The organism is Megasphaera sp. UBA4233 (assembly GCF_002395615.1).
Classification (GTDB): Bacteria; Bacillota; Negativicutes; order Veillonellales; family Megasphaeraceae; genus Megasphaera; species Megasphaera hexanoica.
In genome coordinates, this window is sequence record NZ_DGXL01000025.1 from 1 (window position 1) to 26,477 (window position 26,477).

27 protein-coding genes are annotated in these 26,477 nt (G+C 55.1%); 14 read left to right on the forward strand and 13 right to left on the reverse strand.

The features are described from left to right. Positions 1-183: 183 nt before the first annotated feature. The 5 genes from ychF to B2U90_RS08265 form a co-directional block, all read right to left on the reverse strand. Positions 184-1,290, reverse strand: a complete 1,107-nt coding sequence (gene ychF, locus B2U90_RS08245) for a redox-regulated ATPase YchF (RefSeq protein WP_292017563.1) — start codon at positions 1,288-1,290, stop codon at positions 184-186. 25 nt (positions 1,291-1,315) lie between these two features. Then, complete coding sequence (locus tag B2U90_RS08250; protein WP_113855364.1) at positions 1,316-2,557, reverse strand: LL-diaminopimelate aminotransferase; 1,242 nt, start codon at positions 2,555-2,557, stop codon at positions 1,316-1,318. Between the two features lie 251 nt (positions 2,558-2,808). Beyond that, positions 2,809-4,026: an ABC transporter permease gene (locus B2U90_RS08255; RefSeq protein ID WP_059076037.1), complete on the reverse strand. Its 1,218-nt coding sequence runs from the start codon at positions 4,024-4,026 to the stop codon at positions 2,809-2,811. Continuing rightward, positions 4,016-4,720, reverse strand: coding sequence for an ABC transporter ATP-binding protein (locus B2U90_RS08260; RefSeq protein WP_059076038.1), 705 nt, complete (start codon positions 4,718-4,720; stop codon positions 4,016-4,018). The genes B2U90_RS08255 and B2U90_RS08260 overlap by 11 nt, the downstream gene beginning before the upstream one ends. A gap of 15 nt (positions 4,721-4,735) precedes the next feature. After that, on the reverse strand, positions 4,736-5,872 hold the full coding sequence (locus tag B2U90_RS08265) for an efflux RND transporter periplasmic adaptor subunit (RefSeq protein ID WP_292017564.1): 1,137 nt from the start codon (positions 5,870-5,872) through the stop codon (positions 4,736-4,738). A 229-nt stretch (positions 5,873-6,101) separates the two neighbouring features. Here B2U90_RS08265 and B2U90_RS08270 point away from each other — a divergent pair, with 229 nt between their 5' ends. From B2U90_RS08270 to B2U90_RS08300, 7 genes are all read left to right on the forward strand, one after another. After that, the gene (locus tag B2U90_RS08270) at positions 6,102-7,802 is read left to right on the forward strand and encodes a subtype B tannase (RefSeq protein WP_292017565.1); all 1,701 of its coding nucleotides are present in this window, start codon (positions 6,102-6,104) and stop codon (positions 7,800-7,802) included. A 277-nt stretch (positions 7,803-8,079) separates the two neighbouring features. Next, positions 8,080-9,102 (forward strand): anaerobic sulfite reductase subunit AsrA, encoded by a 1,023-nt coding sequence (gene asrA / locus B2U90_RS08275; protein WP_113855368.1) that lies wholly within the window; start codon positions 8,080-8,082, stop codon positions 9,100-9,102. Continuing rightward, positions 9,092-9,901, forward strand: a complete 810-nt coding sequence (gene asrB / locus B2U90_RS08280) for an anaerobic sulfite reductase subunit AsrB (protein ID WP_075581915.1) — start codon at positions 9,092-9,094, stop codon at positions 9,899-9,901. The genes asrA and asrB overlap by 11 nt, the downstream gene beginning before the upstream one ends. Before the next feature lie 13 nt (positions 9,902-9,914). After that, entirely contained in the window at positions 9,915-10,964 is a 1,050-nt protein-coding gene (gene asrC, locus B2U90_RS08285) for a sulfite reductase subunit C (RefSeq protein WP_075581916.1), read from the forward strand. A 10-nt stretch (positions 10,965-10,974) separates the two neighbouring features. Then, the gene (locus B2U90_RS08290) at positions 10,975-11,736 is read left to right on the forward strand and encodes a formate/nitrite transporter family protein (protein ID WP_059076044.1); all 762 of its coding nucleotides are present in this window, start codon (positions 10,975-10,977) and stop codon (positions 11,734-11,736) included. A 105-nt stretch (positions 11,737-11,841) separates the two neighbouring features. After that, positions 11,842-12,585 (forward strand): hypothetical protein, encoded by a 744-nt coding sequence (locus tag B2U90_RS08295; protein ID WP_292017566.1) that lies wholly within the window; start codon positions 11,842-11,844, stop codon positions 12,583-12,585. 179 nt (positions 12,586-12,764) lie between these two features. Then, positions 12,765-13,094 carry an ArsR/SmtB family transcription factor gene (locus B2U90_RS08300; protein WP_292017567.1) on the forward strand — a complete coding sequence of 110 codons (330 nt, stop codon included), beginning with the start codon at positions 12,765-12,767 and terminating at the stop codon, positions 13,092-13,094. Between the two features lie 108 nt (positions 13,095-13,202). Here B2U90_RS08300 and B2U90_RS08305 read toward each other — a convergent pair whose 3' ends face one another. From B2U90_RS08305 to cysK, 4 genes are all read right to left on the reverse strand, one after another. After that, complete coding sequence (locus B2U90_RS08305; RefSeq protein ID WP_075581919.1) at positions 13,203-13,862, reverse strand: Crp/Fnr family transcriptional regulator; 660 nt, start codon at positions 13,860-13,862, stop codon at positions 13,203-13,205. Positions 13,863-13,867: 5 nt separating this feature from the next. Beyond that, positions 13,868-15,178: a glutamate-1-semialdehyde 2,1-aminomutase gene (gene hemL / locus B2U90_RS08310; protein WP_292017568.1), complete on the reverse strand. Its 1,311-nt coding sequence runs from the start codon at positions 15,176-15,178 to the stop codon at positions 13,868-13,870. Positions 15,179-15,199: 21 nt separating this feature from the next. After that, complete coding sequence (gene hemA / locus B2U90_RS08315) at positions 15,200-16,456, reverse strand: glutamyl-tRNA reductase (RefSeq protein ID WP_292017570.1); 1,257 nt, start codon at positions 16,454-16,456, stop codon at positions 15,200-15,202. Positions 16,457-16,599: 143 nt separating this feature from the next. Beyond that, entirely contained in the window at positions 16,600-17,532 is a 933-nt protein-coding gene (gene cysK / locus B2U90_RS08320; RefSeq protein ID WP_113855373.1) for a cysteine synthase A, read from the reverse strand. Between the two features lie 305 nt (positions 17,533-17,837). On the opposite strand from cysK, the gene B2U90_RS08325 reads away from it, so the two are divergent. The 7 genes from B2U90_RS08325 to B2U90_RS08355 are packed head-to-tail and all read left to right on the forward strand — an operon-like array spanning position 17,838 to position 22,144. Next, on the forward strand, positions 17,838-19,316 hold the full coding sequence (locus B2U90_RS08325; protein ID WP_075581922.1) for a putative sulfate exporter family transporter: 1,479 nt from the start codon (positions 17,838-17,840) through the stop codon (positions 19,314-19,316). 52 nt (positions 19,317-19,368) lie between these two features. Further along, entirely contained in the window at positions 19,369-19,590 is a 222-nt protein-coding gene (locus tag B2U90_RS08330) for a hypothetical protein (protein ID WP_075581923.1), read from the forward strand. An 11-nt stretch (positions 19,591-19,601) separates the two neighbouring features. Continuing rightward, positions 19,602-19,811 (forward strand): sulfur carrier protein ThiS, encoded by a 210-nt coding sequence (gene thiS / locus B2U90_RS08335; protein WP_059076053.1) that lies wholly within the window; start codon positions 19,602-19,604, stop codon positions 19,809-19,811. Further along, entirely contained in the window at positions 19,808-20,629 is an 822-nt protein-coding gene (locus tag B2U90_RS08340; RefSeq protein ID WP_059076054.1) for a HesA/MoeB/ThiF family protein, read from the forward strand. Before thiS ends, B2U90_RS08340 begins: the two co-directional genes overlap by 4 nt. After that, entirely contained in the window at positions 20,626-21,072 is a 447-nt protein-coding gene (locus tag B2U90_RS08345) for a M67 family metallopeptidase (protein WP_059076055.1), read from the forward strand. The genes B2U90_RS08340 and B2U90_RS08345 overlap by 4 nt, the downstream gene beginning before the upstream one ends. After that, on the forward strand, positions 21,045-21,908 hold the full coding sequence (locus B2U90_RS08350; RefSeq protein WP_059076056.1) for a 4Fe-4S dicluster domain-containing protein: 864 nt from the start codon (positions 21,045-21,047) through the stop codon (positions 21,906-21,908). Before B2U90_RS08345 ends, B2U90_RS08350 begins: the two co-directional genes overlap by 28 nt. Beyond that, positions 21,905-22,144 (forward strand): sulfurtransferase TusA family protein, encoded by a 240-nt coding sequence (locus B2U90_RS08355; protein WP_292017571.1) that lies wholly within the window; start codon positions 21,905-21,907, stop codon positions 22,142-22,144. Before B2U90_RS08350 ends, B2U90_RS08355 begins: the two co-directional genes overlap by 4 nt. A gap of 61 nt (positions 22,145-22,205) precedes the next feature. Here the strand turns inward: B2U90_RS08355 and hemB are convergent, their stop codons facing one another. The 4 genes from hemB to B2U90_RS08375 are packed head-to-tail and all read right to left on the reverse strand — an operon-like array spanning position 22,206 to position 26,310. Next, on the reverse strand, positions 22,206-23,204 hold the full coding sequence (hemB, locus tag B2U90_RS08360) for a porphobilinogen synthase (protein WP_292017572.1): 999 nt from the start codon (positions 23,202-23,204) through the stop codon (positions 22,206-22,208). Next, positions 23,194-24,720 carry a uroporphyrinogen-III C-methyltransferase gene (gene cobA, locus B2U90_RS08365; protein WP_292017573.1) on the reverse strand — a complete coding sequence of 509 codons (1,527 nt, stop codon included), beginning with the start codon at positions 24,718-24,720 and terminating at the stop codon, positions 23,194-23,196. Before cobA ends, hemB begins: the two co-directional genes overlap by 11 nt. Beyond that, on the reverse strand, positions 24,717-25,664 hold the full coding sequence (gene hemC / locus B2U90_RS08370) for a hydroxymethylbilane synthase (protein WP_292017574.1): 948 nt from the start codon (positions 25,662-25,664) through the stop codon (positions 24,717-24,719). The genes cobA and hemC overlap by 4 nt, the downstream gene beginning before the upstream one ends. Beyond that, complete coding sequence (locus B2U90_RS08375) at positions 25,654-26,310, reverse strand: precorrin-2 dehydrogenase/sirohydrochlorin ferrochelatase family protein (RefSeq protein WP_292017575.1); 657 nt, start codon at positions 26,308-26,310, stop codon at positions 25,654-25,656. The genes hemC and B2U90_RS08375 overlap by 11 nt, the downstream gene beginning before the upstream one ends. Positions 26,311-26,477: the final 167 nt, after the last annotated feature.

Consider the following 26,477-nt stretch of genomic DNA (forward strand, 5'->3'; position numbering starts at 1 on the left):
ATCCCCCACCTAAGAGGTGGAGGATGAAGGCGGATTAGGTTAAATCATTTTCTATAAACTACAAACTATACAGTAAAAGGGACTTACGTATGATAGTAGAAACCTTCATGCGTAAGTCCCTTGCTGTTGGTGTTGACGCAGGACAGGAATATTCTGCCTGCCGGAGCAGGCAGGGATGACCTATCAGACGTTAAACCGGAAGTAGGTGACATCGCCATCCTGCATGACGTAGTCCTTGCCTTCCAGGCGGACGAGGCCTTTTTCCTTGGCGGCCTGTTCACTGCCGCAGGCAATGAGGTCATCGTAGGAAACGATTTCAGCGCGGATAAAGCCCCGTTCGATATCGGTATGGATCTTACCGGCTGCTTTCTGGGCTTTCGTGCCGTTGACGATGGTCCAGGCGCGGACTTCGTCGGCACCGGCCGTAAAGAAATTGATAAGGCCCAGCATGGCGTAGCTTGCTTTGATTAGTTTATCGAGACCGGCTTCGGGAAGTCCCAGTTCTTCCAGGAAGACCTGGGCTTCATCATCGGGCAGTTCGGCGATTTCCGCTTCGATTTTAGCAGAGACGGCGACGACTTCCGACCCTTCTTTTTCGGCAAAAGCCCGCAGTGCCTGTACGTGGGGATTGGAATCGGGATCCGATGCTTCGTCTTCGGCCACGTTGGCGATATAGAGAATCGGCTTGAGCGTCAGCAGGTTGAGATCGTGGACCTGTGGCAGTTCATCCTTGGTGAGTCCTGCCTTACGGGCCGGTTCGCCATTTTCCAGGCAGGCCAGTACTTTTTTCAGTACGTCGTATTCGGCTTTGGCCGTTTTATCGCCGCACTGGGCGACTTTGGCGATGCGGTCGGCCCGTTTCTGTGTCGTTTCGATATCGGCCAGGCACAGTTCCGTGTTGATGACATCGACGTCGCGTACAGGATCAATGGAACCCGATACGTGGGTGATATTGCTGTCTTCAAAGCAGCGGACAACTTCGGCAATGGCATCGGTTTCGCGGATGTGGCTGAGGAATTTGTTCCCCAGACCTTCACCTTTGGATGCCCCGGCGACGAGGCCGGCAATATCGACGAAACGGGTGACGGCCGGAATGGTGCGTTTGGGATGGTACATGTCGGTCAGAACCTGGATGCGGTTATCCGGGACTTCGACGACGCCGACGTTCGGTTCAATCGTGCAGAATGGATAATTAGCCGCTTCTGCGCCGGCTTTGGTAATGGCATTGAACAAGGTGCTCTTGCCTACGTTCGGCAGTCCGACAATGCCTATTTCCAGATTGGTACTCATGAGTGAGCAGTCCTTTCTCTATTTCTTATTTTATGATGTGCAGATCGGCAATGCGTTTTACGGCAGCGATAGTGTTTTCCCGTGTGCCGAATGCCGTAAGGCGGAGGTAGCCTTCACCGTGGGGACCGAATCCGGAACCCGGCGTGGTGACGACGTGGGCTTTTTCCAGCAGGAGGTCGAAGAAATCCCAGCTCTTCATGCCGTTAGGTGTCTGTACCCAGGCATAAGGGGAGTTGGTCGCGCCATATACGGTGTAGCCGGCTTCGGTCAGGCCGTCGCGGATGATATGGGCGTTTTCCATGTAGTAATCGACATCAGCCAGGCACTGTTTCTGGCCTTCCGGGCTGTAGTATGCTTCGGCTGCGCGCTGTACGACGTACGGTGTGCCGTTGAAGAAGGTGCACTGGCGGCGATTCCAGAGTGGATTCAGTTCGACAGCGGAACCATCGGCTTTATAGGCTTTGCAGGCATGGGGAACGACGACATAGGAGCAGCGCGTACCGGTGAAGCCGGCGCATTTGGAGTAGGAGCGCAGTTCGATGGCTACGTCTTTGGCGCCTTCCACTTCGAAAATGCTGTGGGGAACGTCCGGTTCGGTGATATACGTTTCATAGGCCGAATCGTAGATGATGACAAAATTGTTTTCCTTAGCAGCCCGGACCCAGTTTTCCAGTTCTGCTTTGCTCATGGCTGTACCGGTCGGGTTGGACGGGTTGCAGAGGTAGACAATATCGACCTTTTCTTTCGGCGGCTGGGCTTTGAAGCCGTTTTCCGGCGTGCAGGGCAGATAGACGACGCCATCGTATCTGCCTGTTTCGGCATGGTATACACCGGTGTGACCGCACATGACGTTGGAGTCAAGGTATACGGGGTAGACCGGATCGGCTACGGCAAAGGTCAGGTCGCTGCCAAAGATTTCCTGGATGCAGGCAACGTCGGTCTTGGAACCGTCACCGACGAAGACTTCGTCCAGTTCCAGGTCGATGCCGCGCGTTTTATAATCTCCGTCAATGATGGCCTGACGGAGAAAATCATAGCCTTGTTCGGGACCATAGCCGCGGAACGTTTCGGCTTTTCCCATTTCATCGACAGCTTTATGCATCGCTTCGATAATGGCCGGAGCCAGCGGGCGGGTTACGTCGCCGATACCGAGACGGATGATGTCCGCGTCGGGATGGGCCTTGGAATAGGCTGCAACTTTTTTGGCAATGGTAGCAAAGAGATAATTGCCAGGAAGTTTTAAGTAATTTTCATTTACGTGAGCCATAAAATGACCTCCTTTTATATGCGATAATGAGTATATATTGGCTATACAACACTATTCATTGTACTACATTCGCCATCGCTTGAAAAGGACAGAGGGTACTTCCGGATGATGAGAAATTAAAATCACTGTAATTTGTCTCAGTGTTCAATGAAAAACGCTGCCACACAAAGAAATCTCTGTTTCGTGTGGCAGCGCTCTTTGCTGCTTGGCGTTCGTCGTGGTTAAGGCCGGGGCCGTCGTACTCTCCTTCACTATTCGTAGCGCAGGGCTTCGATGGGATCGAGGCGGGCCGCTTTCCGCGCCGGATAGATGCCGAAGAACAGGCCGATGCCGACGGAGAAGCTGAAGGAAATGATGATCGGTGCCGCCGTGATGACCGTCTGGAAGAGTCCGGCTTTTGCAATGGTAAGGGCGATGCCGACGCCGCAGGCGATGCCCAGCAGGCCGCCGATGACACCGATGACGACCGATTCGATGAGGAACTGCATCATGATATTCTGGAAGGTGGCGCCCAGGGCCTTGCGGATGCCGATTTCCCGCGTCCGTTCTGTGACCGATACCATCATGATGTTCATGATGCCGATGCCACCGACGATAAGGGAGATAGCGGCAATGCTTCCCAGAAACAGGGTCAGCATAGTCGTCGTGCTGGTCATGGTTTCCATGAGGCTGGTCAGGTTGCGGACGGTGAAGTCATCTTCCTTGTCCCCTGTGATGTGGTGGCGCTGGCGCAGCAGTGTTTCCACTTCACTTTGCACCTGTTCGATTTTATCAGAGCGGGAGACCTGGATATTGATGGAACGCACGTAGGTGATGCCCAGAAGACGTTCCTGAGCAGTCGTGAGAGGCACGATGACCATGTCGTCCTGGTCCTGGCCCATGGAAGACTGGCCCTTGCTTTCCAGTACGCCGATGATACGGTAAGGCTGGTTGTTGATGCGGATTGTCTTGCCGACGGGATTGGATGTATCGAACAGATTGGATGCGACCGTCGTCCCGATGACGGCAACGCGGTTGCGCGATTTCAAATCATTGTTGGTGATAAAGGAACCGCTCTGGACGTTGAGAGAGCGGATGTGGAGGTATTCCGGTGTCACGCCGTATACGGAGGTGTTCCAGTTCTGATTGCCGTTTACGACCTGATAGGAACTGTTGACGGTCGGCGAAACATAGTCGATATTTTTGATTTTCTTTTTGATGGCTTCGGCGTCGTCGTATTTCAGTTTCTGGCCGGAACCGGCGGCCGATCGGACGCCCCCCTTATTGGTCGAGCCCGGTGTGACGATGAGCATATTGCTGCCCAGGCTGGCAATGGAATTGGTGACGTTCTGGCGCACGCCCATGCCGATGGAAATCATGGCGATGACGGCGCCGACACCGATGATGATGCCCAGCATGGTCAGGATGGAGCGCAGTTTATTGGACAAGAGTGCCGTAACGGCAATCTGTACGCTTTCACTAAACAACATCCATGACGACCCCCTTTCCGGCATCTTTGGTAATCATGCCATCACACAAGAGGAGCTGCCGGTTGGCACAGGCGGCGATTTCCGGTTCGTGCGTGACCAGGATGATGGTCTTGTGTTCTTCATGAAGGGCTTCGAAAAGACCCATGATGTCCCGTGTCGATTTCGTATCGAGGTTGCCTGTCGGTTCGTCGGCCATGATGATATGGGGATTGTTCACCAGTGCTCTGGCAATGGCGACGCGCTGACGCTGGCCGCCGGAGAGTTCGTTGGGTTTATGATGGGCCCAGGTTTCCAGGCCGACTGCTTTTAACTTTTCCATGGCCCGCTGGGTCCGTTCTTTGTGGCCTACGCCGGCATAGACCAGGGGCAGGGCCACGTTGTCGAGAGCGGAGATGCGGGAGAGGAGATTGAAATTCTGGAAGACAAAGCCGATATGCTGGTTGCGGACGGAGGCCAGTTCGTCGTCGCTCAGGTTGGCTACTTCTTTGCCGCCCAGCCGGTACGAGCCGGACGTCGGCCTGTCGAGACAGCCGAGGATATTCATGAGTGTCGATTTACCGGAACCCGACGGTCCCATGAGGGCGGCAAATTCCCCCTCTTCGATATTCAGGGTAATGCCGGCCAGGGCGGCAAAATCTTCCCCGCCGATGTGATAAATCTTTTTGATGTCGGTTAATTCAATGACATGATTCATGGTGATGCCTCCTGATTACATGGGCGGCGGTCCCTGTCGTCTGTTGGAATTGGATGACTGGGAAGAAGATTTGGATGGGGCATTATAGGAAACGGAAACGTTGTCTCCCTCAGAAAGGCCCGACAGGATTTCCACGTATTCATCGCTGTAGATCCCCGTCGTGACCGGAACCTGTTCGGTCTGGCCGCTGGTATTGACGCGCAATACGTAGGATCCGTTGTCGTTGGTCTTGAGGGCGGCGATGGGGACGACCAGAGCATCCTCTTTTTCGGCCGTGTTGATTTCTACCCGGGCGGTCATGCCGAGGCGCAGTACGTCATCGGGGTCATCCACGTCGAGGGTGACATAGTAATAAATGACGCTGGCCGATGAAGAAGACGAACTGGATGAGGTACTCGTGCCATTCGTATCCCACGTATTGCTCGTATCAGTCTGGGAAATCTTGGACACGTGAGCCGTAAAAGTCTGATTGGTATAGGTATCGACGGTGAAGGTGGCATCCTGGCCGACTTTGATATTGCCGATATCCGTTTCATCTATTTTAGCCATGATCTGCTTTTTGCTCGTATCGGCGATGCGCATGATGACCGTCGGGTTGCTGTTTCCCTGTACGGCCATGGTACCGGCTGGCTTGGGTTCCCCGACGACGACGCCGCTCATGGGGGCGGTGATCGTCGTTTCTGCCAGATCCGATTCGGCGGCGCTCAGATTGGAAAGGGCCGTTTTGTATTCATATTCGGCATTATCCAGTGTCTGTTTGGTACCGGCACCCTGGTCATAGAGCATCTTATACCGTTCGTAGTCGAGGCGCGTATTGGTGACTTTATACTGGGCCTGATCGTATTTGGCCTGATAATCCTTGCCATCCAGTGTGGCTACGGTCTGGCCGGCTGTGACCTGATCGTTTTCTTTGACCAGGACCTGACTGATACGGGCTGTGATTTTCGGTGAGACTTCGACAGAATCGACAGGGCGGATCGTACCGGTCGCAGAGACTTTGGATGTGAGATTCATGCGTTCTACCTGGGCCGTTTCGACGGCGGATGCCTGCTGGGCCTTCTGTTGTGTCTGGTAGTAATACCAGCCGCCGCCGGCACAGGCGGCAATGATAATGACAGCGATGGCGGCTGTGATTTTTTTATTCAGCTTCATGGGATCACCTTTTGAAAATAGGAATGAGTTACAATATAACGGAAACATACGTGGGGTACTGTATGTTTTATTAAGTATATCATAGAAAAAAGCAGTAAAAAAGACAGAACAGGCTGTATGGAAAAGATTACTAAAAATTGTGACAAATCTGTCTTTTTTCTATGGTATACTACATCATGGAACGAATTAAATATAATTCTCAATATATAAAATATCCGGAGGGATAGGTATGAAGAAGCAGCTCACGACAGCCGTGGTGGCAGCGATGTTGTGCACCGGGGCCGTATATGCAGCCGATACGACCGGGACCACTGCCGTTCCGGCACAGCAGACAAGGCAGCAATTACAGCAGACACAACAGACAACGCAGCAATCGCAGCAGACCTATAGTCTGGATCTGGATGTGTCGGATTATGCTGTCGATACGATGCAGTACGAGGGGAAACACATCGTGTTCCGGGCCTATGAAAATAAAGTCTACGTCGCACACCCCGTCGATACGACATATCAGTCCATGAATATCTACGTGCCGGAAGAATACTTTGAAGGAAAATCCGTCCATGGGTATACGGCGCAGACGGCCCCCATATTCCTGCCCAATACCGTCGGCGGTTATATGCCGGGCAAGGCAGGACAGCCGTCAGAATACGATCAGCGGCAGGGCGGTCCTAACGCCATACTGGCCGCCCTGGCACGGGGCTGCGTCGTAGCGGCTCCCGGTGCCAGAGGCAGGACGAATCAGGCTGCCGATGGCACCTATACAGGCAAGGCCCCGGCGCTTCTGGTCGATATGAAAGCTGCCATCCGCTACCTGCGCCACAATAAAGGGGTCCTTCCCGGCGATACAGAAAAAATCATTTCCAATGGTACCAGTGCCGGCGGCGCCCTTTCGGCCCTCATCGGGGCGACGGGGAACAGCAAAGAGTACGAACCGTATCTCAAAGCCATGGGGGCAGCAGAGGAACGGGACGATATCTTTGCCTCCAGTGATTATTGCCCTATTACCGATCTGGAACATGCCGATATGGCCTATGAATGGGTCTTTGGAGACGTGACGGACTATCATCAGAATAATGCCATAGGGGCGATGCCTGCATTTCTCCAGGCCGGCGGTCAGACGATTCCCATGGGGCCGGGACCGGTCGTTGCCAGCCCGGGCAGTACGGACAGCAACAATCAGAATATGCTCGTCCTGGACCGGCCTGCCGATGCACCGGCAGAAGAACAGAAAGGCACGGAAATGAGCGACCAGCAGAAAGTCGTTTCCGCCGTCCTGCGCAAGGCCTTTCCTGCCTATGTGAACAGACTGCACCTTACGGCTCCTGACGGAACAGCTCTGACTCTGGACAAGAACGGCGAAGGGACGTTTAAGGAATATATCAAGAAATTATACATGAAATCGGCCCAGACGGCTCTAGATTCAGGAACGGACCTGTCCGGTATGGACTGGCTGACCATCCACAATGGCGTTGTAACCGATATGGATCTGGGAAAATACGCCGTGTATGCAACCCGTCTCAAGGCAGCTCCTGCCTTCGACTCGCTGGACCTTTCATCAGGGGAAAACAGTGAATTCGGTAGTGCAACCATCAATGCCCGTCATTTCACTCCCTGGGGGAAGAAATATAATACAGCCGGTAAAGCATACCAGGCGGATAGTAAACTCATTCATCTCCTGAATCCGCTTTATTTCATCGGCAAACGGGATGTCACCACTGCTCCCCACTGGCGGATCCGCCATGGCAGCAAAGACCGTGACACGTCTCTGGTCGTACCGGCTATTCTGGCCCTGTGCCTGCAGCAGACCGGCCATGACGTAGATTTTGCCGTTCCCTGGGGACGGGGCCACGCCGGAGACTATGATCTGGACGAACTCTTTGCCTGGATCGACACCATTTGCGGGAACACACAGATTGTAAATAAATCGTAAAATAATGTAACATGTCTGCCAGATAAATCAATAAGAAATAAAGATTACCTATGTGCAAATTAAAATGATTAAGAATGAAATATAGATATAGGTAAACAGCAAAATGAGCTCTTTTCGTTGCCATAGCAACAGAAGGAACTCATTTTTTCTGATAGCATACACTTGTCAATACGATACCGTACTATTACGACATAGTATGTGAAATTTTTCTTTTGGTTATAAATTACAGTTTTTTTGTTATGGTTTCTTGTGAATACAAGAGAAAGAAGGTAACAGAATGGGGTATCAATTGAGCAGACGGGCTCTGGCCGACGCCTTTAAATCCTGGTCCGGGACGTACGATGTGTACGCTCCTACCGTATTTGCCGGTACGGGCCGGTTTTCCGAAACCGATGTCATCCGTTATGGCAAAGTGACCGATCCCGCCGATATCGTCTGGGACGCACGGTCTGATTATTCCTTTAAAGAAATCCTGATTCCTGTATGTCAGGTATTGTTCTACTTTACGGAACACAGCGTGCAGGAATCGGAATTTCCCAAAAAAGGAGCCATCATTTTCCTGCGCAGCTGCGATCTGCATGCCGTGAAACGACTCGATTATATGTTCCTCCAGAACGGGCCGGAAGATTACTACTATAAGACTCTGCGGGACAAGGTGAAATTCGTCGTCATGGGCTGTGACCATACCTTTGACGGCTGCTTCTGCGTGTCTATGGGTACCAACGTGAGCACCAATTATGATGCGGCTGTCAATTTTAAAGATGGCATGTATTATGTGGACTGTCCTGATGAAATCCTGGCGGCTGCCCTGAAAAATCATGCCGAAGGAACTTGCGACGTGACAGCCGATCACGTGGAAAAAGACGATGTGGAAGTCCATATCCCGGACAACCTGACATCGGCCATCGCCAAGAGTTCTATCTGGGATGAATACGACAAACGCTGCATCAAATGCGGCCGCTGCACCCTGGCCTGCCCGACCTGTACCTGCTGGTCTATGCAGGATATCTTCTACACGGAAAACGGCAAGGCCGGTGAACGGCGCCGTGTACAGACGAGCTGCATGTTCGACGACTATACGCTCGTCGCCGGCGGGGGCTGTTTCCGGCAGAAAGCGGGCGAACGGATGCGCTTCAAGGTACTGCACAAAGTCCTCGATTTCAAGAAGAGAGCCGGTTTTCAGATGTGCGTAGGCTGCGGCCGCTGTGATGCCATCTGTCCGGAATACATTTCGCTCACTCACTGCATTAATGAAAAGCTGCCCCAGGGCATGAAGGAGGTACTGGAAAATGGTCAATAATGAATATCTGCCTTTCCGTTCGGAAATTCTGGAAGTCATCAAACATGCCGAACTGGAATATACATTCCGCATGTCCTATGACCGCGGCGACGAACATCCGGTCAAGCCGGGCCAGTTTTTTGAAATTTCCATCCCGAAATACGGGGAAGCGCCTATTTCCGTCAGCGGTATTACGGACCATTCCCTCGATTTCACCATCCGCCGCGTCGGCTCGCTGACGGACGAAATCTTCGAAAACTACGTCGGCGATTATTTCTTCATGCGCGGACCCTATGGCAACGGCTTCGATGTCAATATGTTCAAGGGAAAGGAAATCATCCTCGTCGCCGGCGGGTCGGGCCTGTCGCCTATCCACGGCGTCATCGATTACTTTGCCGACCACATGGATGAATGCAAGAAGCTGACAGTCATTGTCGGCTTTAAATCGCCGGACGACATTCTCTTTAAGGAAGATCAGAAACGTTGGGCTGAAAAAGGAATTTCCCTCATCACTACCGTCGACCGGGCTCCCGAAGGCTATACGGGCCACGTCGGCATGGTTACCAAATACATTCCTGACCTGACTTTTGAAGACATGCCCAATGCCATCTCCGTCGTCGTAGGTCCACCGCCGATGATTAAATTCTCCATCCTGGAGTTGAAGAAAATCGGCTTCGACGTGGAAAATATCTGGCTGTCCGAATCGCGCAAGATGTGCTGCGGCCTGGGAAAATGCGGTCACTGCCGCATCGGCGACATCTATATCTGCCAGGACGGACCGGTGTTCAAATATACGAAAATCAGTTCGATGATTGACTAGGAGGGATATAGCCATGGATATGAATTGTGGTAAGTTAAAGAAATACGCTTTCCGGGTAACGAAGCATCGCGATGTGGCTTCGGCCCGTGTACGTGTCCCCGGTGGCTCCCTGAATGCCAAGATATTGGGCCAGATTCAGTATATTGCAGAAACGTATGGCAATGGCGACGTCCATCTGACCATCCGTCAGGGCTTTGAAATCCTGGGGATTCCCTTTGACAAGGTGGAAGAAGTCAAGAAAGCACTGCAACCGATCATTGATGAACTCGACATCAATCAGAGTGAACGGGGCGCTGGTTTTGAAGCGTCCGGTACGCGGAACGTCATGGCCTGCATCGGCAATCGCGTCTGCCCCTTTGGCAACTACGATACGACGGCACTGGCAAAACGCATCGAAAAGGCTATTTTCCCTAACGATCTTCACGTCAAGGTCGCTCTTACGGGATGTCCCAACGATTGTGATAAAGTGCGTATGCATGACTTCGGCATCATGGGCATGACTGAACCCCAGTTCGACCCCACGCGGTGTGTCAGCTGCGGCATGTGCGTCCGCAAGTGCAAACAGCTTTCCGTAGAAGCCCTGCATATGAAGAATTTCCGTCCGGTCCGCAATGTGGAAAAATGCATCGGCTGCGGCGTATGCGTCTGGGCCTGCCCGAACCGCGCCTGGACGCGCAGCAAGGAACAGTATTTCCGCATTACCCTCCTGGGCCGCTCCGGCAAAAAGAATCCGCGCATGGGCGTCGATTTCATTAAATGGGCCGATGCGGACAGCGTCGTAAAAATCGTTTCCAACGTATATGCCTTTGCCAAGAAATATATCGATCCGACGGCTCCCGGCGGCAAGGAACATATCGGCTACATGGTAGACCGTACCGGTCCGGAAGAATTCATCAAATTCATCCTTCAGGACGTACATCTGCCGAAGAAAGCAGAAATTTACCGTCCTCTCAACTGGTCCGGTATCCGCTATGTCGGCTTGAAATCGGAACCGTTCTATGTAGGCAAGGACGTAAACCCCGCCGATCTGGATGTGTTCCAGAAACCGTTGCCGCTCAAATAAGGAGAATCTCATGTACAACGACGAATACGCTGCATCGGCTGCCGGTGCGGCAGCGAAAGCCGGCATGCTCCGGAAGAACCCTCTGGGATATTTCCTTCTCTCGGCACTGGCCGGGGCCTATATCGGCTTTGGTATCCTCTTATCCTTTACGGTAAGCGGCACCCTGGGGGCTATGCCGTTCACGAAAATTGCCATGGGCCTGTCTTTTGGCGTCGCCCTGAGTCTGGTCGTCCTTGCCGGGGCAGAACTGTTTACGGGAAATGCCTTCGTCATGTTCAACGGCCTTCGCCTTAAAACCGTGACGGCCGGGGACGTGCTGAAGTTGTGGGTCGTCTGCTACCTGGGAAACTGGGCAGGTGCCATCATCCTGTCGCTGCTCTTTCTGGCGGCGGCTGGTCCGGTCGGGGCGACGGGCAAGGCTCTGGCTGCGGCGGCTGCCATGAAGATGAGCCTGCCGCCACTGGTGCTCTTTGCCCGGGGCATCCTCTGTAATGTCCTCGTCTGTCTGGCTGTCTGGTGCGGCTTCCGCACGAAAAATGACGTGGCCAAACTCATCATGGTATTCTGGTGTCTCTACGCCTTCTTTACCTGCGGGTTTGAACACAGCATCGCCAATATGACCGTCCTCACCGTCGGCATGCTGGCTCCCTTCGATGCCGCCGTCAGCCTCAGCGGCTATGCCTATAACCTGTTTTTCGTTACGCTGGGCAATATCGTCGGCGCCGTCCTGTTCCTGTCTATTCCCTATGGAATCGGGGCGCTGAAAAAATAAATTCCTACGGGCAGTACTGTCAGTGCAGTACTGTCCTGTTTGTTTATATGAACAGACGCCGTGCCTGCCAATGGCCGGACGGTATTCCTGTCTGAAGGAGGTTTTATGATGAGTACATATTATATTGCCAGTTGTGTCTTTACCTGGCATTATCCGGAGTTGAGCCAGATGATCCAGCAGTATATGACGGCCCATGGCATCCAGGTCGTGCGCTGCTGTGTGCCCAAATACAAATTGCCCCATTTTACGGGACTCATGCCCGATTCGTACAAAGAACAGTGGCAGGCCCTGCCGGACTCGGGAGATTTCCAGCCCGGTGATACGGTGTATTCCCTCTGTCACAACTGTTCGGCCATCCTGGAAGAATCGAAACCCGGCGTTATCGTTACTTCACTCTGGGAATACATCGCGGCGGACGGATCGTTTCCCTTGCCGGAACTTACGGGCCGGACGATGATCCTTCAGGACTGCTGGCGGGCCTTCGACCGCATGGGGGAACAGGATGCCGTCCGGACACTGTTGCAGCGCATGGGCGTTTCGATAACCGAATTGCCGGATAACCGGGAACAGACAAATTTTTGCGGCGTTTCCGTTCTGCGCCCGGCACCGCCGCGCAACCTGAAACTGGCACCGCAGCGCTTTTCCCGCAATGCCAATGCCCAGGACAAGTTCCGCCCGTATACGCCGGATGAACAGAAACAGGCCATGAGTGATTATTGCCAGCGCTTTCAGGGAAATGAAGTTGTATCCTATTGTCATTATTGTATGGAAGGGCTGCTTCTGGGAGGGGCCAGGGCGGTCCATCTGGCAGAGCTGCTGTTCCAGCACCGGGAAGCGTTCCGGATGTAAGGGACAGAATATTTGCCATCAGTCGCACGAAGAGGAGCGTATCCATACGGTGTTTTAACAGCAGGGATACGCTCCTCCATGTTTCTCTATATTGACAAACGTATTCAACAATAGTACACTACAGATAAAAGAGGTTATAAGTATCAATATCATTTATGTGTAGCGGGAGGCAGTATGACATGGAGTATGGAGAGACAGCGAAATTATTCAAGGCATTGGGTGATGAAAACCGCCTGTATATTCTTTCCATGCTGCAGCATGGCGAACGCTGTGCCTGTGTCCTGCTGGAACATGTGAATCTGTCCCAGCCTACCTTATCCCATCATATGAAGATATTGTGCGAAACTCATCTGGTGACGAGCCGCAAAGAAGGAAAATGGGTGTATTATTCTCTCAACCGCAATAAGGCTGGTCAGGCAGAACAGGCGCTTGCGGACCTGTTCCAGGAGAAAGAGCCCATATCCGATGCCGGCCGCTGCCAGATGGAATATCCACCGGAAACAAACTGAAAACGCCAAACCTCAGACCTCAAACATCAAACCCAAACGTCAGACTTCAAACATCAAACAGAGGCTGTCCCATCGTGCTTTTTTGCACAGTGGGGCAGCCTCTGTTTGTTATAAAAGAGTAAATGTATTTTTTTCGAAATCGATCCGGCCTTCCTGTTTCATCCGGGCCAGCTCCCGGGCAACCGCCGTGCGGTCGGCGCAGAGATAGTCGGCCAGCTGGGTGCGGCTCAGAGGCAGTTCGAAGGTACGGCTTTCCTGGCGCTCTGCCTGAAAAGACAGATAGGTCAGGATTTTGCGGCGCAGCGTTTTTTTGGAAACGATTTCCAGTTTTTCCATGAGCCGGGCATTTTTATCGGATACCATGCGCAGCATATTTTCGATGAGCTGATAGTGGAACGGGCAGGAGTTCTGGCAGGTATGGATGACCTTGCGGAAGGGCAGCGCCAGAATGCGGGTTTCACGGACGGCCTGGAAGGTGGCAGACGAGTGCAGGTTGGTCCCGCAGGCGAAGGTTTCGCCAAACAACTCGCCCGGCCCCATGGCAGACAGGATGGCCGTATCGCCCCAGGCGTCTTCGTGGATCATATGGATCCGCCCTTTAAGGATGATGCCGACATAGGGGACTTCATCCCGGGCCAGAATGGGGAATTCTCCCTTATGCAGTGTCTGGAAGCGGCCGCCGATGCATTGCAGCATGGCCTGCAGGTTGTCTGTGTGGATTCCGGAAAACAGAGACAGGTGGGACAGCATTTCATAATCGGGACGCATGGCGATCACCTGCTTTGACGATACGATGCGACAGCGGCAAAGGCCGTGCCGGCGGCTTCAATGGTCCGTCTGATGTCGTCATCGGTGTGGGCGCCGGAGACGAAACACGTTTCAAACTGGGACGGCGGCAGGTAGATACCCTGTTCCAGCATGGATTGGAAATAGACGGCAAAGGCGTCCTGGTCGGCGGCAGACGAGTCGGCGAAATTCTTCACATCTTTGTCGGTGAAAAACAGGCTGAACATGGAACCGGACTGGTGTACGCAGACGGCTACGCCCGCTTCGGCCGCTTTCTGACGCAGACCTTCCGTAAGGGTCGTCGTATGGGCCGTTACCCGCACCGTGTAAGACGGATCTTCCGTGATGATGCGCAGCGTTTCGATGCCTGCTGTCATGGCCAGGGGGTTGCCCGAAAGGGTCCCGGCCTGATAGATGGGGCCGGCCGGGGAGACGCAGTCCATGAGATAGGCTTTGCCGCCATAGGCCGCTGCCGGCAGGCCGCCGCCGATGATTTTGCCGAGGCAGGTCATGTCCGGCGTAATGCCATAATAGGCCTGGGCACCGTGGAGGGCCGTACGGAATCCGCACATGACTTCATCGAAAATGAGAATCGAGCCGTGGGCCTGGGTCTGGCTGCGCAGGGCCTGCAGGAACGATTCCTCCGGCAGGACCAGCCCCATATTGCCGGCAACGGGTTCGACGATGACGGCGGCGATGTCGTTGCCGAAACCGTCCATGATGCGGTTGAAGGATTTACTGTCGTTATAGGGAAGGGTAATGGTGTCGGCAGCCGTCGCAGCGGGAACACCGGGGCTGTCGGGCTGGCCGAAGGTGGCGGCACCGCTGCCGGCGCTGACCAGGAGACTGTCGGCATGGCCGTGATAACATCCCTGGAATTTGATGATTTTATCGCGGCCCGTAAAACCGCGGGCGACGCGCAGGGCGCTCATGGTGGCTTCCGTGCCGGAATTGACCATGCGCAGCTTTTCGATAGAGGGATAGATGCTCTTGATGAGGCGGGCAATTTCCGATTCGAGCAGGGTCGGCGCGCCATAGCTCGTGCCGCGGGCCGCCGCTTCCTGCAGGGCCTTGACGACGCGGGGATGGGCGTGGCCGGCGATCATGGGACCCCACGAACCGACGTAATCGATATAGGTGTTGCCGTCGATATCGGTGATGGAAGATCCTTTGGCCGAGGCGATAAATGGCGGTGTGCAGCGGACGCGTCCGTACGAACGGACGGGGCTGTTGACGCCACCGGGCATGAGGGACTGGGCGTCCTTAAATGCAGCTTGGGAATGAGTCAGTGTGAGCATGGATACATCCTCCTTGATCGGTTACAGTTTGAAGAAATCGGAAAGAGAGCGGACCGTTTCTTCTTCTTTATCGGTCCGGGCCGCGCCGACGGTCTGCATCATGGGATCGCGCAGGAGTTTGCGTACGATCATGTGGGTCATATTTTCGATGATGCGGTACTGTTCGTCTGTCAGGCCCGGTAATTTGTTCATGGCCCGGCGGAATTCCCGCTTCCGGGCCTGTTCTGCTTTTTCCGACAGGCGCAGGAGAGCCGGCCGTACGGGAAGGTAGCGGAAGCGCTGCAGCAGTTCCGCTGTCTCTTCCTGGACAATCGTTCCGGCCAGGGCGGCTTCGCGCTGCCGTGATTGTTCATTTTCCGCCACCGTCGTCGTCAGGTCGTCGATATTATACAGGGAAATGCCGGGAAGATCTGCGGCAGACGGCTCGATATCCCGGGGAACGGCGATATCGATGAGAAGCAGCGGACGCCCCTTGCGGGCCTTCATGATGGCGGCCAGCCGTTCTTCCGTCAGGACGTAGTGGGGCGCTCCCGTAGAAGTGACGATGATATCGGCCCGGGCAGCAGCCTCATTGCCCTTCTGGTAATGGACGGCCGTGCCGGAAAGAAGGGAGGCCAGCTTCTGTGCCCGTTCGATATGGCGGTTGACGATATACAGTTTTTTCAGACCTTTGCCTAAAAAATTGCGGGCCGCCAGTTCCGCCATCTGACCGGCGCCGAAGAGGAGCAGTGTCTTTCCGGTGACGTCTCCCAGGAGATGTTCTGCCAGCTGGACGGCAGCATAGCTTACGGAAACGGCGTTGTAGGCGATGTGCGTATCCGTCCGGACCCGTTTGCCTGTGGCGATGGCCTGATGGAACAGGAGGTTTAGGACGATTCCCGTGGCACCGCAGTCATGGGCCAGCAGATAGGCCTGCTTTACCTGACTGAGAATCTGGCCTTCGCCGATGATCTGGGAATCGAGGCTGGAAGCGACGCGCAACAGGTGGGCGATGCAGTCCCGCCCGGTATAGGTATAGAAATAGTCCGGCCGGATTTCTGGTTTACCATTCAGCAGGGAAAGAAAGAAATCCTGCAGTACGCAGGAAGGTGTACCTTCGGGACAGACAGCATAGATTTCACTGCGGTTGCACGTCGAGAGGATGACCGCTTCATGTATTGTTTGATACTGTCCGCTCTGCGACAAGGCCGTGCGGATGCGTTCCGGCGGCACAGAGAACTGTTCACGTACGGAAACGGGGACCGTCTTGTGATTCAGGCCCCAGACGAATAATTCCATAATAATCTCCTTATAGTTGTTCTTGTTATTAGTGTAGTCAATTCTTTATAACAATACAAGAGGAAAATAGAAAATGAGGCGGCCCTGATAAGCGTTAGTTGCTTAATGGGGCCGCCTTTTTTTGTTTGATGTCTGATGTTGGGTTAGCGCAAAAATCCGGGGATAGTCAGGTAACGGTTTCCCGAGTCGGGGAGGAGGGTGACGATAGTTTTTCCGCGATATGCTTCCTGCCGGGCATACGAAACGGCGGCAGCCAGGGCGGCTCCGCCGGAAATACCGGTCAGGATGCCTTCCGTGCGGGCGAACTGCCGGGCAGCCGTGAAAGCTTCTTCTGTGGTAATAGTCTTTACGTCATCGTATACGTGCGTATCCAGCGTGTCGGGAATAAAATTGGCGCCGATACCCTGGAGCATGTGCGGACCGGCATGACCTTCCGAGAGCAGAGGCGAATCAGCCGGTTCGATGGCGACGATGCGTACCGACGGGATGGTGCGTTTTAAATAATGACCGATGCCGCTCAGAGTACCGCCCGTGCCGACGCCGGCGAGGAACAGGTCAATCTGTCCGTCCGTGTCATCGTATAATTCCGGCCCCGTCGTTTCTTCGTGGATCCTGGGATTGACGGGATTGGTGAACTGGCCGGGAATGAAGGAGTGGGGAATTTCCCGGGCCAGTTCCTGTGCTTTTTCAATCGAACCGGTCATGCCCTTATACCCTTCGGTCAGGACGATTTCCGCACCGTAAGCGGCCATGAGGTTCCGCCGTTCGATGCTCATCGTATCGGGCATGACGAAGATGGCCCGGTATCCCTTGGCGGCAGCGGCAGCAGCCAGGCCTATGCCCGTATTGCCGCTGGTCGGTTCGATGAGGACCGAGTCCGCCTGGAGGATGCCCTGGTGTTCGGCGTCTTCAATCATGGCCAGGGCGACCCGGTCTTTGACGCTGCCGGCGGGATTCAGGTATTCCAGTTTAACGAGAAGGCGGGCTGCCAGATGGTGGCTGTCGTTGAAGCGGACCGGTTCCAGAAGGGGCGTATGACCGACGAGGCCGGTCATGCCAGTGTACACTTTTTTCATAGTATTACGTTCTCCTTTTAAAATATATAAATTTGGTAATGATTTGGATAATCCCTATTATATACCGAGATTACGCCATGTCAAATAATTAGAATTTAATTCTAAATTTTTTATTTCAAAGGACTGTAATCTCTTGACAGACGAAATATAAAAGTGTACTATTTGCGTAAACATTGCAATGCTTCTATGTACTCGTATTTCCTGACATCGAAACGGTGAGGGAGATCGAAAGGGAGCTGTCCGCTTGGTGACGGGACTGTCTCTTGTTCCATCATTTCATGTTTTTTATGTTAGAGGTGATATGTATGACCGATACTTCAATACCTGCACGGAGCCGTTCGGCTTTTCTTGCCAGTGAAGACTGGTGGGCCGTGTGGCTGGGATTATTCATTTTTGCCCTCGGTGCCGGACGCATCGGGGATGTCGATCTTCTGGGATGGGTTCCAAAATTCGGCGTCTGGATGGATCCGGTCAAAGCCGTGGCGGCCAATTCCCCGGCCTTTTCCTGGCTCGGCGGTGCCGGAACTGTCATCGCCGCCTATTTCTTTGTCCTCCTTCTTACGACTATAGGCGCCTGGTTCATGGGCGCACGGATCAAACGGTTCATAGCCAGCTTTTCTATCCTGTACTGGCTCACCATCGGAGCCAATATACTCGGCAACTATGCATATCTGGCAGCGACGCCGGATAAACGGGCGGCTTTTCACATCACCTGGTCTCTGAGCCTGGGTGAACTGGGATTCGTCTTTGCCCTTGTGGCAGGACTCATCATCGGAAATTTCTTTCCGTCGGCGGCCCGCTTCCTCTCGGTAGCAGCCAGACCGGAATGGTATATCAAGACGGGCATTGTCATCCTCGGTGCCAACATCGGCATTCAGGCCATCAGTGCCATGAGCCTGGCCGGAACGGTCATCGTCCGCGGCCTGTGCGCCGTCGTCGAAGCCTACCTCATTTACTGGCCTGTCGTCTATATCATCGCCCGCAAGTTCTTCCATTTCACACCGGAATGGGCGGCCCCCATGGCCTCCGGCATTTCCATCTGCGGCGTCGCCGCTGCCATTGCCACAGGCAGTGCCATCCGGGCACGGCAGATCATCCCGGCTATACTGGCTTCGGTCATTATCGTATTCGTCGCCGTGGAACTGCTGATCCTGCCCTTCGCCGCCGCCTTCTTTCTCTCCGGTGAACCGATGGTAGCCGGCTCCTGGCTGGGACTGGTCGTCAAGAGCGATGGCGGTGCCGTCGCATCGGGAGCCATCGCTGATTCGCTCATCCGCAGTCAGGTACTGGAACAGACGGGGATAGCCTATCAGGAAGGGTGGATTCTCATGGCGACGACGACAGCCAAAGTCTTCATCGATATCTTCATCGGCGTCTGGTCCTTTATCCTGGCCGTCGTATGGTCGGTCTGGCACCTGAGCAGCCGCGACGGCGTGAGCCGTCCTGCCGGCAGCGTTTCCAAACGAGAAATCTGGGACCGGTTCCCAAAATTCATCATCGGCTTCGTCGGACTCCTGGCGGTGGTCTTTTTCTCCGGACTCGTCCGTCCCGACCTGATTGCGGGACTCAAAGCCGGTGCCGGACAGGCTAATCTCATCCGGACAATCTTTTTCGGCCTCTGCTTTTTCTCCATCGGACTAGTGACCAATGTCCGCAAATTATGGCATGCCGGCCTGGGACGCGTGACCGGTGTTTATGCCGTAGCGCTCCTGGGATTCATCATCTGGGTCGGCCTCGGTATTTCCTGGCTCTTTTATCAGGGCATCGTCCCGCCGGCCATATAACATATAAGTACAATAAATAGGAATAGTTACCGTATGAAAGGTGTGATCATCTATGGCAAGTGAACTGACATCGCATCGGCTGCCACAGGCTGACGAATACTATTATAAACAGACGAACAATCACATTACCCCAAGGGATAACGAAATAGAAACAGGGGCGGACGCCGGGGCCTATTTTCCCCTCCAGCCCATCGAAAAGAAACTCTGCGCCTATACGTTCGGCCTGGGAATCATCCTGCTCTTTATTTTCGTGATTATATTTAAAGTATTATAGGAGGCATCAATATGACCATTCAGGTAAATGGGGAACCATTTCAGACAGAAATCCCGATCAGCGTGACAACGCTTCTGAAAGAAGCCCGGGTAGAAGCCCCGGAATATGTGACCGTCCAGCTCAATCAGCAGTTTATCCGCCGGGACGATTTTGATACGACCGTGCTCAGCGATGGCGATGTCGTCGATTTCCTGTACTATATGGGAGGCGGTTCCCGGTGAAACTGACGAACGAACAACTGGAACGGTATTCGCGGAACATCATCCTATTTGGCGGCAAGGGACAGAAGAAACTCCTGGCCGGCAAGGTGCTGGTCATCGGTGCCGGTGGACTGGGTGCACCGGCGGCTCTGTACCTGGCAGCGGCCGGCGTCGGTACTATCGGCATCGTCGATTACGATGTGGTCGATTTGTCTAATCTGCAGCGCCAGATCATCCATTCCACGGCATCGGTGGGCCAGCGCAAGGTCGATTCGGCCCGCCATACCCTGGAAGGACTTAATCCGGATGTGCACGTCGTCACCTATAATGAATGGGTCAATTCCCAGACGCTGCCCCAGATTATCGACGACCAGCATTATGATTTCATCATCGACGCGACGGATAATTTCCCGGCCAAGTTCCTCATCAACGATGCCTGCGTACTGGGAGGCCATCCCTTTTCCCATGCCGGCATCATCCGCTTCGGCGGTCAGACCCTGACCTATGTGCCGGGCAAAGGTCCATGCTACCGCTGTATCTTTGACACCATGCCGCCGGCCGGGGCGGTGCCATCGTGCAAAGAAGCGGGCATACTGGGAGCCGTTGGCGGCGTCATCGGCTGCATACAGGCCACAGAAGCCATCAAGTACCTCCTGGGACAGGGTGAACTGCTCACCGGTGCCCTTCTCACCTACGATGCTCTGACCATGCGATTCCGCAAGATTCCCGTTGGACATAATCCTCATTGCGCAATCTGCGGCGACGACCCGTCCATTCACGAGCTCATCGATTATAAGCAGCCTGTATGTGAAAGCAAAGTGGGAAAGGGGTCGCTATGATACATCTGACACGGTCTGATTATGAGGCCATGACGGCCTATGCCCGGGAACAGCTGCCCAATGAATGCTGCGGCCTGCTGGCGGGAAAACGAAGTGGTGGCGACGCATTCGTTGAGAAGGTATATTATCTGAACAATACCGATGCCAGTCCGGAACATTTTTCTATGGATCCAGCAGAGCAGTTTGCCGTCATGCGGGATATACGCCAGCGTAATCTGGCCCTCATCGGCAATTTCCACAGCCACCCGGCAACGCCGTCCCGCCCGTCCGACGAAGACAAACGGCTGGCCTTCGACCCGTCGCTGCGCTATCTGATTCTGTCGCTGGCGGAAAGCGGGCCGGTCCTGCGCAGTTTTCGTATCCGCGGCGGCGAGGCGATAGCAGAGCCACTACACATCGAAGAGGAGGAATCACATTGGCAGATGCAAATTTCAAGGAACTAAAAAAAGGCGGCTTCATGAAACAGAAGCAGAAAGATCGTTTCTCCATGAGGCTGAAAACCATTGGCGGACAGGTGACTATAGAACAGCTGGAAACGATCCGTCACGTCGCCGAAACCTATGGACACGGATATATCCATCTCACATCCCGGCAGGGCATTGAAATCCCCTTTATCGCCCTGGAAGATATCGATACGGTAAAGAAAGAACTGGCCAAAGGCGGCGTACAGAATGGCGTCTGCGGCGCCCGGCTGCGCACGATTACGGCCTGTCAGGGAAATGCCGTCTGCCCGTCGGGGCTGATCGACACCCAGCACATAGCCAGGGAATGTGAAGCCCGCTATGGCGGACGGGAATTTCCAGCCAAATTCAAAATCGGCATCACAGGCTGTCCCAATAACTGTCTGAAGACGGAAGAAAATGACCTGGGCATCAAAGGCGGCATCGAACCGCAATGGCATCATGATGACTGTATTTTCTGCGGCCTCTGTCAGGCCGTCTGCCCGTCTTCGGCCATTACAGTGGATAAGAAAGAAAAGACCCTTTCTTTTACGGCGGACCAGTGCCTGTTCTGTGGCAAGTGCGTTACTACCTGTCCGTCTTCGGCCTGGGTAGGAACAGCCGGCTATAACGTATCCCTGGGAGGCCTCTATGGCAAGCAGATCACTATTGGCAGGCATTTCCTGCCCCTCCTTCACTCGGAAGAAGAACTGTATCGCGTCATCGATGTAGTTCTCGACTTTTTTGAAAATCACGCCAAACCGGGAGAACGCTTTGCCAAAACGGTAGAACGGATTGGCTGGGACACCGTAGAACGACTCGTCCGGGAGGTATTATGAACATAGACAACACTATCGATATTACGGATGTCGTCTGTCCCGTGACCTATGTCAAAGTAAAGGTCGAACTGGAAGATATGGAACCGGGACAGGTCCTGTCCGTCCGGCTCAACAGCGGCGACGCTCTGCAGAACGTCCCGCGGAGTCTGAAAAATGACGGACACCGCGTCTTCGACGTGACAGACAACGAAGACGGGACTTACACGATTCTCGTCGAACGGGGACGGGACGACTAAAAAAAACGGATTCTCCTATGAAACAGCTGATTTCACAGGAGAATCCGTTTTTTACTAAACGTCAGACATCAAACGTCAGATGATCTTTTTCGCCGAGCCAGCGGGCGACGTCCAGAGCGTGATAGGTGATGATGATATCGGCACCAGCCCGTTTCATGGACAGGAGCGATTCCAGGACGATCCGTTTTTCGTCGATCCAGCCGTTTTGGGCGGCCGCTTTGACCATGGCGTATTCGCCGCTGACGTTGTAAACGGCGATGGGGCGGTCGATGCGGTCCCGGGCCTGACGGACGATATCGAGATAGGTCATGGCCGGCTTGATCATGATGATGTCAGCCCCTTCATCGAGGTCGAGGCTGATTTCCTTCATGGCTTCCCGGGAATTGGCCGGATCCATCTGATACTGGCGGCGGTTGCCGAACTGCGGGGCCGAGTTGGCCGCATCGCGGAAGGGGCCATAAAAGGCCGAGGCGTATTTGACGGCGTAGGACATAATGGAAACGTTCTGGAAACCCTTTTCATCGAGGGCTGTGCGGATGGCGGCGATGCGGCCGTCCATCATGTCTGACGGGGCGATGATGTCGGCACCGGCTGCTGCCTGGCTGACGGCCGTCCGGGCCAGGAGCGGCAGGGTAGCGTCGTTATCGACGTAATGGCCGCAGAGCTTGCCACAATGACCATGGCTGGTGTACTGGCAGAGACAGACATCGCCGACGATGACCAGACCGGGCAGTTCTTTTTTGATGGCTTCCATGGCCCGCTGCACCGGGCTCTTCGGGTCCCATGCCGATGAGCCTGTTTCATCCTTGTATCCGGGCAGGCCGAATACTTCAATGGCCGGGATGCCGAGGGAGACGGCGAGGCGGGCCGTTTCTACGGCTTTATCGACTGACAGGTGATAACAGCCGGGCAGGCTGGGGATTTCTTCTTTTACATGACTGCCGGGAACGACGAAGATAGGGTAAATCAGGTCCGATACGGACAGGTGGTTTTCCCGAACCATAGAGCGGACGGGAGCGGAAATGCGCAGGCGGCGCGGGCGTAAGGCGTTATATTTCATGATGATGTCGTCTCCAATCGAGTATATTCTGAGTCAGGCCTTCTATGGTATAGGTCGAAGCCGTGAGAGCCGGTGTGAGTCCTTCGCGGGTACAGGCCGCGGCAGTTACGGGACCGATACAGGCCAGCGGTACCGGTTCCAACAGGTCGCGGCGGTCTCCCAGGAGGTCCAGAAGAGAAGTGACTGTCGAAGAACTGGTACAGGTGATGAGGTCCAGGGCGTGTTCTTCGAGAAGCGATACGAGGCGCTCTCTGTTTTCTGAAGCGGGTACCGTCCGGTATGCCGGGGCGATGGTCACTCTGGCACCGGCGCCGCGCAGGTGGTCCGGAAGGACGTTGCGTGCTTGTTCGGCCCGGACGAGCAGAACGCGGGAAGACGGGGAAATATGGGGCAGGAGGCTGTCGGCCAGCGATTCGGCCCGGTACTCAGGCGGCACGACGTCGGCCCGCAGACCATACGAGCGGAGCGCTTCTGCCGTGGCACTGCCGATGACACCCAGCCGGAGGCCTCCCAGGGCGCGGCTGTCTTCCTTAAATTCCCGGAGGCGGCGGAAGAAGTGGTGGACGCCGTTGCTGCTGGTAAAGAGCAGCCAGTCATACGAGGTCAGGTGGTAAATGGCCTGATCGAGGGTTGCATAGTGGTCTGACGGATCTTCCAGGCGGATGGTAGGGATTTCGATGCACGATGCGCCCAGTTCTTCCAGCCGGGCCGACAGGGCCGATGCCTGGCGGCGTGTACGGGTGATGCCGACGGTGAGACCGAAGAGGGGCCGTTTGTCGAACCAGCGCAGGCGGCCGCGGCAGCGGACGACGTCGCCGACAAGAAAGATAGCCGGCGGCGTGATGCCCTGTTGGGCGGCTTCATAGGCAGCGCTTCCCAGGGTCGTCACGATAGTCGTCTGGTCGCTGCGGGTGCCCCAGCGGATGATGGCCGCCGGCGTATCGGCGCTGCGGCCACAGGAGATGAGCCGTGCCGTGATGTCGGGCAGGTTGCGGACGCCCATGACAAAGACCAGTGTATCTGTACCGGTCGCCAGTTTTTCCCAGTCGATGGCCGATCCGTTTTTCTTCGGGTCTTCATGGCCGGTAATGACGGAAAAGGAGGAAGCCATGCCCCGTTCGGTCACGGGAATGCCGGCATAGGCCGGTACGGCGATGGCCGAGGAAATGCCCGGCACGACTTCAAAGGGAATGCCCGCATGGAAAAGAGCGGCTCCTTCTTCACCGCCCCGGCCAAAGACGAAGGGATCGCCCCCTTTGAGGCGCACGACCGTACGGCCTTCCCGGGCCTTGGCGATGAGCAGGTCGTTGATTTCTTCCTGACGCAGCGTATGATGACCGGCGGTCTTTCCGACGTAAATGCGTTCGGCCTGGGGCGGAGCGAAGTCCAGCAGCCGTTCGTCGGCCAGATGGTCGGTGACGACCGTATCAGCCCGTTCCAGCAATTCCTTTCCCCGGAGGGTGAGCAGGCGCCAGTCTCCGGGACCGGCGCCGACGAGATAGACGGTTCCTGTCATAATGTATCTCCTTTTATGGTAGTTCGAAGTGAGTGGAGCAGGGCTTCGCCACCGCCGGCCAGCATGTCTTTGCCGAGCTCATAGCCCAGTTTCCGGGCATCGGCTGCCGGCGCTGTGGCCTGCCGGTTCAGGCAGGTGCGGCCGTCCGGTGAGGCGATGAAGGCCCGCAGGACGAGGTCTCCTCCCTGCCAGGAGGCAAAGGCTCCGGCCGGAATCTGGCAGCTGCCGCCGATGGCTGCGGCGCAGGCCCGTTCAGCCGTGACGGCTGCTGCCGTCCGCTCGTCGTGGATGGCCTGCAGCAGCCGGAGGACCGGTTCGTCATCCGAACGGGCTTCGATGGCAAGAGCCCCCTGTCCGGCGGCGGGCAGGAACTGATCCGGCGGCAGCAGGCTGGTGATACGGTCCGAAAGGCCCAGGCGGATGAGGCCGGCTGCGGCCAGGATGATGGCGTCGTAGTCCCCGTCATCGAGACGGGACAGGCGCGTATCGACGTTGCCCCTGAGGTCAGAGACCGTAAGGTCCGGCCGCAGGTGCAGCAGCTGGGCCTTTCGGCGCAGACTGGATGTACCGACGACAGCGCCTCTGGGAAGGTCAGAAAGACTCTGATAGCGGCAGGAGACGAAGGCGTCCTTTTCATTTCCCCGGGCCGGGACCGCTGCCAGAATCAGTCCGTCCGGCAGTTCCGATGGCATATCTTTCAGACTGTGTACGGCCAGGTCCAGCGTGTGGCCATAGAGACCGCGCTCGATTTCTTCCGTAAACAGGCCCTTGCCGCCGATGGCGCTGAGGGGCCGGTCGATGATGCGGTCGCCGCGGGTAGTGACACATTGCAGGGTAATGGTAAGGCCGGGACAGGCCTTTTGCAGGAGCTGGCGGACGTAACCGGCCTGCCACAGGGCCAGACGGCTGCGGCGGGTGCCGATGACGAGAGAATCAGGAAGCATGGGGACCTCCTTTCCCGATGAGCCAGAAGGCCAGTTTCTGCCAGAGTACCTGTTCGGCTTCGGCCATCTGGCCGCCGAGGGCTTGTTCCATGAGTTCGTCTGTAAGCGACGAGCGCCAGAAGGCCTGCCGGTCTTTGCCGGATGGAATCTGGGAGCGCACTTCTTGACGGATGACGGCCAGACGGTCCAGCCACCGGGACCAGTCGGGGGTGATTTCCTGTTCCAGATGATGACGCATCCAGCGGGTAAAGGCCGGTGATTTCCCATTGCTCGATATGCTGCAGAGGATATCGCCGCGGCGGACGACGGACGGCGTCGTCCAGTTGCTTTCCTGTGGGGCGTCGCAGACATTGACCAGCTTGTGCTGGCTAAGGGCTGCAGCGGCACAGGCGCTGTTGGTTTCGCTGTCGTTGGAAGCGCAGATAATCAGATAAAAAGGGCTTTCGTCGCCGTCTTCGTATAGTTTCTTCAGCCAGGTGATGTCTCCCCGGTCGGCCCGTTCCTGAAGAGGCGGACAGAGCGACGGCGACAGGACGGTGACGGCCGCGCCGGCGTCGAGCAGACCCTGCACTTTCTGGGCAGCTACGGCGCCGCCGCCCAGGATGAGACATTCCTTGTCATCAAGGATGAGATTTATAGGGTACATGAACGATAGGTCCTTTCTGTGCATGTGTATAATGGATTTATAAAAATATGGCACATACTTATTATTATAGCACATCTTTATAGAATTGCGCGTTGCTGGAGCAACAATCCGCAAAAATACTGACCGGTGGCAGTATCGGACGGTGTGACAGAGAATAGATATTTTTT